8 protein-coding genes and 1 pseudogene are annotated in these 10,976 nt (G+C 55.8%); 3 read left to right on the forward strand and 6 right to left on the reverse strand.

The features are described 5' to 3' along the window. Positions 1-3: 3 nt before the first annotated feature. From bcsB to bcsR, 4 genes and pseudogenes are all read right to left on the reverse strand, one after another. Positions 4-2,355, reverse strand: a complete 2,352-nt coding sequence (gene bcsB / locus HV127_RS05515; RefSeq protein WP_182235237.1) for a cellulose biosynthesis cyclic di-GMP-binding regulatory protein BcsB — start codon at positions 2,353-2,355, stop codon at positions 4-6. A gap of 10 nt (positions 2,356-2,365) precedes the next feature. Continuing rightward, positions 2,366-4,984 (reverse strand): annotated as a pseudogene (bcsA, locus tag HV127_RS05520) (UDP-forming cellulose synthase catalytic subunit). Further along, positions 4,981-5,718 (reverse strand): cellulose biosynthesis protein BcsQ, encoded by a 738-nt coding sequence (gene bcsQ, locus HV127_RS05525; protein ID WP_182235238.1) that lies wholly within the window; start codon positions 5,716-5,718, stop codon positions 4,981-4,983. Before bcsQ ends, bcsA begins: the two are co-directional and overlap by 4 nt. Positions 5,719-5,729: 11 nt before the next feature. Next, complete coding sequence (gene bcsR / locus HV127_RS05530) at positions 5,730-5,918, reverse strand: cellulose biosynthesis protein BcsR (protein WP_110276210.1); 189 nt, start codon at positions 5,916-5,918, stop codon at positions 5,730-5,732. Positions 5,919-6,086: 168 nt separating this feature from the next. On the opposite strand from bcsR, the gene bcsE reads away from it, so the two are divergent. Genes bcsE through bcsG form a run of 3 tightly spaced genes read left to right on the forward strand, consistent with a single transcriptional unit; the run spans position 6,087 to position 9,510 of the window. Continuing rightward, positions 6,087-7,643 carry a cellulose biosynthesis protein BcsE gene (gene bcsE / locus HV127_RS05535; RefSeq protein WP_182235239.1) on the forward strand — a complete coding sequence of 519 codons (1,557 nt, stop codon included), beginning with the start codon at positions 6,087-6,089 and terminating at the stop codon, positions 7,641-7,643. Next, positions 7,640-7,837, forward strand: a complete 198-nt coding sequence (gene bcsF, locus HV127_RS05540) for a cellulose biosynthesis protein BcsF (protein WP_182235240.1) — start codon at positions 7,640-7,642, stop codon at positions 7,835-7,837. Before bcsE ends, bcsF begins: the two co-directional genes overlap by 4 nt. Further along, entirely contained in the window at positions 7,834-9,510 is a 1,677-nt protein-coding gene (bcsG, locus tag HV127_RS05545; RefSeq protein WP_182235241.1) for a cellulose biosynthesis protein BcsG, read from the forward strand. The genes bcsF and bcsG overlap by 4 nt, the downstream gene beginning before the upstream one ends. Positions 9,511-9,594: 84 nt before the next feature. Here the strand turns inward: bcsG and HV127_RS05550 are convergent, their stop codons facing one another. Beyond that, positions 9,595-9,702, reverse strand: coding sequence for a type I toxin-antitoxin system toxin Ldr family protein (locus tag HV127_RS05550; protein ID WP_182235242.1), 108 nt, complete (start codon positions 9,700-9,702; stop codon positions 9,595-9,597). A gap of 266 nt (positions 9,703-9,968) precedes the next feature. Then, positions 9,969-10,967, reverse strand: coding sequence for a glycosyl hydrolase family 8 (locus tag HV127_RS05555; RefSeq protein ID WP_182235243.1), 999 nt, complete (start codon positions 10,965-10,967; stop codon positions 9,969-9,971). Between the last annotated feature and the right edge of the window lie 9 nt (positions 10,968-10,976).

Genomic DNA, 10,976 nt, shown 5'->3' on the forward strand with positions numbered 1-10,976 from the left:
CGATTACTCATCATCAAGGTCGAGGCGACGACGGCTGATAATACGCAGCATGCGCCACAGTACCCACGCCAGCAGCACGATGCTCACCGCCGCAAGAATCGCCAGCAGCACCGGATGGCTGGAGAGCGCAAACCAAATGCGTTCGAACCACGGCAGATGCCCGATATAATACACATCCCCCACCCGCAGGCTGTTCACGCCCGATTCACGAATGACCGAAACGGAACCAAACATCGCCGCGCGTTTGCCGCTGTCGTTCAGCGCCGCGGTCAGCAGTTCGTTACCGCGCGGGCTATCGGCCAGCAGCGCAACGACGCTGCGCTGATCGTTGTAAGGCGACTGGAAGCCGATAATGGCCGCCATCGGCCCGGACGAGGTGATATCAGTGCGGGTATTCGGCGTTCTGGCTTCAAGATCGGGGTAAATGCTCGCCAGGTCGTAGTGGCGCATTGGCATTTTCACCCAGCTTTTGGTCGCTTCAACCAGCAGATTAATTTTGGTGTCGTCCTTCAGCGCCTGCGGAATGGAGCCAATCAACAGCAGGTCGGCATCTTTGTCTTTAATCTGGCTACCGTCATCGGTCATGCGAAGGTTAATTGACGCCAGACCGGTTTGCGCACCGATGCCGCCGGTGGTCTCCAGCAGCGTAGCAACCTGGCCCTCAGTCGGCGCTTTTGGTACCACAACCAGGGTGTCGGACAGATCGGCCATCCGGCTATACGGGAAGCCCGCGTTGGCAAACACGCGCAGATCCGGCATCGCCATAAAGTGATAGTACTTCGAGAAGTCGATGGTCGAGTCGTCGCCAATCACCACGTGGTTCTGTACCGCCTGGAAGGTAATACAGTTATCAATGGAGCCGCCGGGCATCGGATTCATATACTGGAAATCAAAGCGCAGCTGGTTCATCGCCCCGAGGCGTAGCGCCGGGATTGTCACCTCCGTTTTGCCATCCAGCAGCCCCTGCAGCACCGGCAGGCGCAGTATCAGTTTATTCACATCCTGCGAGCTATTGAGGCTAAACGACTGCAAGAACTGATCGTTCAGGCTGATATCCATGCGCGAGCTGTCTTTGATCGGCGGCATGGTGTAGCGATAGTTCAGATTCATGTCGATGCCGTTGGCGCGCAGCAGGTACAGGTCTGGCGGCAGGTTCAGCGCGACATTAATGGAATCCGGCACCAGACCGCTGGATTGCAGCTGCTGTTCGTAGGTCTTCAGCTCAGCAAAGGTCACCGCCCGGTCGGTGCGCACCCAATTTGGCGCATCGTAAGGCTTACGTGCCTGTAGCTCTTTCACATCGTCAACCGTCACGCTGCTGCCGCGGAACAGAATATTGCCCTGAGCAATCCCCTTCGCCGCCTGCAGCAGGTCCTTATCATCACGACCGAATACCACCAGCAGCTTGACGTACGGGTTGCTCGGATGGTCGATCATTTCGATAGTCGGCGCGCTAACCGGCGGGTGCTCGCGCAGGAAGTCCGGGCGCTTATCGTTGGTGGCAAAAACAATGGCATTACGATCCGGCAGCGCGTTGAAGTGAACCGGGAACTGCTGGCCGCGCCAACCCGCTTTGCTGCCGAACCACGAGGCGATAATCGCCGCCGCCTGCTGCTGCTGAACATCCGGCGCGGAAGCAAAGACCATCGGCAGCGTGAGCTGGCGATTATCGCGGGAATCGTAGAATGGGACCGGGAAATGCGAGAGATCGTTGCGCACGTTCAGCGACTGATAGGTTAAATCCAGATAACTTTCGCGGCCCACGTCCAGCCACAGGGTGCTGCTGGCCGGGTTTTCACAGACATCACGATAGTGGCCAACGAACTCCAGGCGCACGCGGTTAAAGTCGGTGATATACAGCGGATCTATCGGGATCTGCGCGCTGACTTTTTTGCCCAGTTGCTCTTTAGTGACCGGCAAAACGCCCATCAGCTCATCGTTAAGATAGACCTTCAGTTGCGACTGGATCGGTAGTAGCGACGGCGATGGCGTGTAGTCGAGGTTAAGCAGCGCTTTCGCCACCACTTCATCGCTGCGCATACCAAACTCTACCGAGCCATCAGGACGCGCGCCGCGCAGCACCATACTGCCCGGAGGCGGGGCGATTTTGGCGAAGGTGAGCTTTACGTCACGGGTCGGAGCATTATCCAATATCACCACCGGGGCCGCCGGGTCAGCAAGGGCCGCCGTTGGCTGGCTATCAGCAACCACCCCGGCAATACCGGGCACGGTAGTCGTCTGTGCCGCTTCCGGTGCCGCAGCTACCGCTACCGTCGGTTCCGCATACGAAGCGAAGGGGGACCAGCCGCCAATGCTCACCGCTACTGCACAAATCAAAGAGAGTTTTCTGTTCATCGCATTATCATCATTGTTGAGCCATTGCCGGTTCCGCCGAGAGTGTCGCTGCCGCGCGTTCAGGACGGCGCGGAACAAACGAGACAACCCAGGCCACCAGCAAGGTGAGCGAGCGGAAAATAACCTTCACCGACGGCGGTGAGAACTCCGCCAGGTGACGATATCCACGGAACCCCAGCTTCAGGATATCCAGCAGGCTTTCCATCGGTTTATCTTCCGGGAAGCTATCCTGCCAAAGCGCCCACGTATCTGCGCGGGCAAACGTACACTGCACAAAATCAATATGTTGCCGATTGCTTAACGGCAACAGCTGTAAACCCACTTCGCTCCCGTTCACGCGCGCAACCCGTACCGGGAAGCTGTACTCCTGCTGCCCGCGTTTGAGCAGCAGCTTGACGTGCTGGCCTTCCAGCACCTGCGCCTCGCCGTGAATTTTGACACCAAGCCCACCGTCGGAGTAGTCATGAACGGTGCAGGAGAACAGATGGCCATCTTCGCGAGCAATCGCTGCCGGCATCGACATCTCTACACGATGCGAGCGCCGCACCTGCTTGCTTTCGACCGACACGGCCACCGCGCCGCCAAGAATAATCAGGTTATAGAACACCCAGATAATACTCACCCAGACGGTCAGGACCTCGTTTTCCGGGCCGTACATAAAGCGCCAGATACCCACGGCGACGCCGACCAGATTCAGCAGCACAAGGTAGATATAGGGACGGGAAATCACCCAGTCGACGTACTCGTCTTCCACCAGCCCGCCCTTCGCGGTAACGTTGAATTTGCCCTTGTGCGGGTTAATCAGCGCGACAAACGTCGGTGGCGCGATATACCAGGCCAGCACCGTTTCGTAGATTTCACTCCAGAAAGAGTGACGGTATTTACCCTGAATCTTCGAGTTGGTCAGGCTGGCGTGAATCATATGCGGTAGCACAAACAGGGCGATCATCAGCGCGGGGGCGTAAATGATATAGGCGTGCAGCAGCAAAAAAGCCAGCGGCGCGGTCAGGAAAATCAGGCGCGGAATACCGGAGAGGAAGTGCAGCATCGCGTTGACGTAGCAGACGCGCTGCGCCAGCTTCAGCCCTTTGCCAAACAACGGATTATCGAGACGGAAAATCTGCACCATCCCGCGCGCCCAGCGGATACGCTGGCCGATATGCGCCGACAGGCTCTCCGTTGCCAGACCGGCCGCCTGCGGTATGCGCATATAGGCGGAAGTGTGGCCGCGGCGATGCAGACGCAGAGAGGTATGAGCATCTTCCGTCACCGTCTCCACGGCGATACCGCCAATTTCATCCAGCGGGCCGCGGCGGATTACCGCGCAGGAGCCGCAGAAGAAGGTGGCATCCCACATGTCGTTCCCATCCTGCACCAGGCCATAAAACAGCGTGCCTTCGTTCGGCGTTTTGCGAAAACGCCCGAGGTTGCGTTCAAATGGGTCAGGGGAGAAGAAGTGGTGCGGCGTCTGCATCATCGCCAGCTCTTTCTCTTTCAGGAACCAGCCCATGGTCATTTGCAGGAATGAGCGTGTCGGCACGTGGTCGCAGTCGAAAATCGACACAAACTCGCCTTTGGCGTACTTCAGCGCATTATTGATATTCCCGGCCTTCGCGTGTTCATGCGTAGTTCGCGCGATGTAGTGCACCCCGACGTCTTTGGCGAACTGGCGGAACTCTTCGCGCCCGCCGTCGTCGAGGATCCAGATATTGAGCTTGTCCTTCGGCCAGTCGATCCCCTGCGAGGCATAAATGGTGTTTTTTACCACGTTGAGGTCTTCGTTATAGGTCGGCACGAAGATATCCACCGTCGGCCACTGTTCCATATCCTCCGGCAGCGGCACCGGCTGACGGTTCAGCGGCCAGACGACCTGGAAATAGCCCAGCACCAGCACCACCCAGGCGTAGGTTTCGGCGAACAGCAGAATGATCCCGCATACCAGGCTTACCGGGTCATCCCAGTTAAGCGTTGAGGTGTAGCGCCACCAGATATAGCGACAAGAAACGGTTAGCGAGAGCACGATCAGCATCAGCGCTGAGAAGCGCCCTGGAATACGGCGCACCAGCAACGCGACGCCCCACAGCAACAGCAGGAAAATAAACTGCGACAGCGGATTAAAGGGCTGAGTAATACAGAGCAGCGCGAGGATCAGCGAGAAAAACGTCACCGTGCCGAGAATCAACCGCCTCAGCTTCGGGTTCAGGTGAGCCAACTCTTTGTGTTTATCTAAATGGCTAGTGCGGGCATTAACCTTCTCCGGCAGCTTCTCCAGCCACTGCGCGTAGCGTCCCTGCACACCTTCCAGCGCGACCAGCGAACGCCAGTTGACCTTTTTATCCGCCTCCGGCACCCGCGTCACCAGCAGCCATAAGGATTGCAAAAGATAGCGAATGGGATCCAGCGGGCGCGGACGGTGCGGATTGATATGTGGGAAAAATTCATCATGGCGCTCGCGTATCGCCTGCCAGCGCGGCGTTTACAGCGGCATAAACGCCCACGCCAACGACGCCCACAAGCAGCCCAACGCGGCCGCCAGCCACGACGCGCCGTGCCGACGATAATCACGATAGCGCTCACTCAGCCGTTCGCCAACCGGCGGAGCCAGCAGTAGGGTACTCAGGCGAATCATTCAGCCCCCTTGCCGACATAGTGCAGCAGGCACCAGTTGGCAAGCGTGAGTATCTCTTCCGCCGCCAGAGAATCCTGACGATATTCGCCGAGCGGTTGCTTCGCCGCCAGACACTCCGCCATCGCCTCATCGCGATGAATCGTCACCGGCAAAATGCGGCGCTGGCTCTCCAGCCACAGCTGATATAAATCTTCCTGCAGCTGGCTGCCGACGCGCAGATCGTTGATCAGAATATCGCTATTCGTCGGTAATGCCTGCTGATGCAGGCGAATATGGCTGTTACCGTCCGGGTGGACCACCACCAGCGTACGGTCGCATACGTTGATTAAGGTGCGCGTCAGCGGCGAATAGCCGTCCGGCAGGTCAATCAACAGCCAGCGGTGATCGCCCTGCTGATGGAGCTTTTGCACCATTTCGGCCATCGGCGAAAGCATCGCCTGAAGCTGGTCAATATTCTCGCGTTCACCCGGTTCGAGCTGACCAAACGGCAGCAGATCGATATGCGAAGTGTAGCGAAGTCCGGCATCGCGCCAGTCATCGCCGTCGATCATCGCACGCGCCCAGCCCGCTTTGTGGCTGAAATCGACGTTGAAAAAAAAGCGCAGCATATTGTCCGGGCTGGCATCAACCACCAGTACGGTTTCCCCGAGTAATTGCAGCGCCCAGGCCAGCGCAGCGGTAATCGATGTGGTGCCAGTGCCACCGCGCACGCCTTGTAATCCCAGAATAGCCATCAACGGCTTCCTTACTTTTTCTCAGCTAATTCAGCCAGTAATGGCCAGCGTTTCAGCGCCGCAGTTAACTGCTCGCGTCGGGAAATATCGTGATAATCAATATCAGGCAGGGAAAATGCCCGGCTTAATGCCAGAAAATCATTTTGAAAGGTGTAACCCAAAGTCGCATCGGTGGGCACAGCGAGATCTTTTTCTGACATTTCTCTGTCCGTTGGCAAAATTCATTAAATTAAACCAGAAAGTATAGGTTCATCCTTAAATTAGGTTTACATGCTAAAACTGATATCCTTTAATTTCAATGTTAGGTTTACTCTCACGCTTTCGCTAGTAAACTGATCCAGTGTAAATCAGGTCTCACGAGGGACGCCGTGGATATCGTATATTCTTTGGGTATTTCATCATTATGGGACGAAGTCTGCCATATGCCTGTTGGCGGGGTATGGTGGCTTAACGTTGACCGCTATCCTGATGCGGTAAGCCTGCTCAACCATACGCTAGCCGCCCAAAGTAAAGAGAGCCAGCTCGCAGCAATAGTAATGGGAGATAACCCAAATAAAATCATTTCGTTAGAAAACGATTGCGGGCCAGAAAAAATTGCCTTGTTCACCATGCCCAACGACATTAAAGGGCTGGAAGAAATGCACCGCGATTTAGTTTGCTCCCTCGAACCTGGCAATTATTTGTTTATTCTGCTATGTGCAGAAAATGCCTGGCAGAATATGAAAAGCGAAGAATTATGCAAGTGGGTAGAAAAAACGTATCGCTGGGCTAAATACCATCATTGTTCCCTATTAGTACTTAATTCTGGGCATGATATCGATAAACAGCTTTCCCCTTTATTACGCGAGTATCGTTCTCTTGCCGGTCTGGCAAGCATTCGTTACCAGGGTGACAGCCACCTGTTTGATATTGCCTGGTGGGGAAGCGAAAAAGGAATAAGCGCCCAGCAGCAGCTCACTGTTTTGCACGATGAGAATGGCTGGCGACTGGCGCAGGATGAAGAAACCGTCGTTCAGCCACGCAGCGACGAGAAAGTCGTCCTCAGTAACCTGCGCGTACTGGAAGGGGCGCCCGCGCTTTCCGAATACTGGACACTATTCGATACCAACGACGCTGTTTTCAATGCCGGACGGATGGCGCAGGCGGCAACGCTTATCTTCTCCATTACCCAAAACGAGCAGATTGAGCAGTTGGGACGCTATATCCACACGCTGCGCCGCCAGCGTGGCAGCGCGTTAAAAGTGATCGTTCGCGAGCAGACCCCAAGCCTGCGCGCCACCGATGAGCGACTTTTGCTAAGCAGCGGCGCAAATATGGTTATCCCCAGCGGCGCACCGCTCTCGCGCTGCCTGACGCTAATTGAAAGCGTACAGAAACAGAAGTTTACCCGCCATATTCCGGAAGATTTCTCCACCCTGCTCACCTGGAGTCAACCGCTAAAACTGCGCGGCTACCAGAAGTGGGATGCCTTCTGCGAAGCGGTGCACAATATTATGGTTAACACTATGCTGCCCGCCGATAGCAAAGGCGTAATGGTGGCGCTACGTCCGGCACCGGGCCTGCGCGTCGAGCAGGCGCTGACGCTGTGTAAACCCAACCGCATGGGCGACATCATGACTATTGGTAACAATCGTCTGGTGCTGTTTCTGTCGTTTTGCCGTGTAAACGATCTCGATACCGCGTTAAACCATATTTTCCCTTTGCCTACCGGCGATATTTTCTCTAACCGAATGATTTGGTTTGAAGATAAGCAGATATCCGCTGAAATTATGTTGATGCGCGGCATCATGCCGGAGAACTGGAACACGCCACTGCCTATCTCTCTGGGCAAGAATGAGACCATCAACGCGACCCATGATGGACGAAGCTGGCGTCGAAACCCTGAGCCACATCGTTTATCCATCGATGGGGAGCTAAATCTATGATGTCTATTGCCGATATTATTCAGTTGGTCGCCCTGTGCGCCCTGCTGTTTTTCCCGCTGGGATACCTGACGCGCCACTACCAGCGGCGTATTCGTACCACGTTACGACTGATGTTCTTTAAACCCCGTTATGTCAAACCGGCTGGCGTGTTGCGCCGGGAAACGGCATCCAGGCAAGGCAAATCAACAAAATGACCAATCCAAAAACAACCGCTGCATCGCTTCCGCTCTGGCGGTACTGGCGCGGCTTATCCGGCTGGAACTTCTACTTTCTGGTGAAGTTTGCTTTGCTGTGGGCGGGATACCTTAATTTTCACCCGATGCTGAATCTGGTGTTTCTCGCCTTCTTATTGGTGCCAATTCCGCAGTATAAGCTGCACCGCCTGCGCCACTGGATAGCGATCCCGCTGGGCTTTATGCTGTTCTGGCACGATACCTGGCTACCCGGCCTGGAAAGCATCTTCAGTCAAGGTTCGCAGATTGCTGGCTTTAGCGCCGACTACATCTGGGATCTGGTGACCCGCTTTATCAACTGGAATATGGTCGGCGCGTTCTTTGTCCTGCTGGTCTTGTGGCTGTTTATCAGTCAATGGCTGCGGGTGACGGTTTTTGTCTCGGCGATCATGGTCTGGCTGGTTGTTGGCCCGCTGCTGCCCTCTTTTACCCTATGGCCAGCAGGTCAACCTACGGCAGCGACGGCTAATACCGCAACCAATACCGGCGGCGGTACCGCTATCGCCACCAATACCGCCGCGGCGAATAACGATATTCCGCCGCAAACGGAGCCACCAACGTCGGCTAATCTCACCAACTGGCTTAATACCTTTTATGCCTCCGAGCAGAAACGTAAAACGCCTTTCCCTGATGCGCTACCGGCCGATGCCCAGCCATTTGATGTCTTAATTATCAACATCTGCTCGCTCTCATGGTCAGATATTGAAGCCGCCGGGTTAATGGATCACCCGCTGTGGAAGCATTTCGACCTGCTGTTCAAAAACTTTAACTCAGCCACCTCGTACAGCGGCCCGGCGGCGGCTCGCCTGCTGCGCGCCAGCTGTGGTCAACTCTCTCACGCTAACCTGTATCAGCCGTCAGGTAATGAATGCTACCTGTTTGAAAACCTGGCAAAACTGGGCTTTACCCAGCAGTTGATGCTTGGGCATAACGGTATCTTTGGCGACTTCCTGAAAGAGCTGCGCTCTCTGGGCGGCATTCAGAGCCCGCTGATGGATCAAGCCGGTCTGCCGGTGATTTTGCAAGGCTTTGACGGTTCGCCAGTTTATGACGACCAGGCAACGCTGAACCGCTGGCTACAGACGCTCGATAAACTGAACACGCCGCGTACTGCGACCTTCTACAACACGCTGCCGCTGCACGATGGCAACCACTACCCGGGCCAGAGCAAAACTGCGGACTATAAAGCCCGTGCGCAGAAGTTCTTCGACGAACTGGACAGTTTCTTCACTGAACTGGATAAATCGGGCCGTAAGGTGATGGTCATCGTCGTGCCGGAACATGGCGCGGCATTGAAAGGCGACAAAATGCAGGTTTCCGGCCTGCGCGATATTCCAAGCCCCTCAATTACCAACGTCCCGGCGGCGGTGAAGTTTTTCGGCATCAAGGCGCGGCATCCCGATGCGCCGATCACAATAGATCAGCCAAGTAGCTATCTGGCTGTTTCGGAGCTGGTGGTTCGCGCCCTGGATGGCAAGATGTTTGGCGAAAACGACATCAACTGGCAGCAGTATATTGCTAATCTGCCGCAGAGCGCAGCGGTCTCGGAAAACTCCAACGCTATCGTGATTCAGTATCAGGGCAAGCCCTACGTTCAGTTGAACGGCGGCAGTTGGGTGCCTTACCCGCAATAATGCGAAAAAGGCCGCAGGCTTTTCCCCCTGCGGCCCCGTCCGGGCGCATGCTGCCATTAAGGCAGACTGATACCCACAGGCCGGTTACTTCCGGTTATCCATCCAGCCCACGATGATGCTGACAAGAATACCAGCAAGCACCGGAGCCGCCAGATCGTCCCAGAGCACCAGGCCTAACTGAGCGAGCGTCATACAGCCGCCTTTGTTGCAATGGCAACCGTTCGCGGCTATCCTCGAATTGTCTAGGTTCGAGAGTAGCCCCCGATACGTTGCCAGGTTTTTACCAAACAACGTGCGGGGGTTTTCTCTTTCCAGCAACCAATTCATCTATGCCGCCGGGGTTCAAGCCCCCGCAACATTGCGCCTCACCGGGTAACCCCGGCTTGCCGACGATTCTACGACCCTGCCCTGATACCCGCACCTCACTATTACGCATCGTGCGAGGCGCATTCCACAGTTTATTGGCGGTCTTTATTAGCCAGCCACACCAGCAGCTTAAGGCTGGCGGAGTAGTAATCATCCTGAGCGCTAATCTGGATTTCGGCCTGTTCTTCACCAAGCGTTAAATCGCGCACCGCCAGCAGCCCGCCGGTCATAAACCACGGCGCGACTTCATTGGTATTGACGTTGATCCACGCCGGCGTTTGCAGACGCGGATAGCTCCGGAACCAGGTTTTCCACGGCGTCAGCAGGCTGCTTTGCGGGTCATTCCAGTAGACATACAGCGGGATGCGAATTGCATCGTAGCTCATGCGCGTCGGCCACTCTTTTGCCGGTTCCATCTTGCCGTCAGCTCTTAAGGCGACCCAGTCGCTGGGAAGCTGCGATTTCCCCCACGCCATTTTCCCCAGCAGCGCCTGTCCATCGGTTTGCAGCTTTCGCCAGGCGGTCAAATGCGTACGCGCGGCGAAGGCCTGCCAGGCCGGAAAGATAAAGTAGGATGGATTAAGATTGAGATGGTCGTTGAGATAAAACCCCTTCGCGCCAGGAAGCATCACCTGGCGCCCGGCGAAGGTGACCACCGTGTGTTTGAGTAGCGAAGCGGTTATAGCATCAGAGGCCGTGCCGTAGGATCTTTCATGCCATTGCTGCTGCGCGCGCAGCAGCGCCCAGGCAATCATCGTATCGCCATCGGTGGCGTTGTTTTTATCCGCCACCGGGTTGGGTGCCACCGGATTATAGCGCCAGTAAAACAACCCATTGTCTTTGTTACGTAGCGTTTTATCGGTCCATTGCCATAGCGCGTCAAACGCCGGGCGATCGTTATTCGCTACCGCCAGCAGCATGGCAAAACCCTGCCCTTCAGTGTGCGACACATTGCCGTTGCCAGTATCAACAATGCGCCCATCAGGCATCATAAAACGCGATTTGTAGTTTTCCCACGCCGTATCGGCCCACGCGTGGGGAAGCATCATTACCGTCGTCACCACGACCGCAGCTAAAGCACGCAAGGACATAAATTCACC

Origin of the sequence: Klebsiella sp. RHBSTW-00215 (assembly GCF_014103785.1) — a bacterium.
Classification (GTDB): domain Bacteria; phylum Pseudomonadota; class Gammaproteobacteria; order Enterobacterales; family Enterobacteriaceae; genus Klebsiella.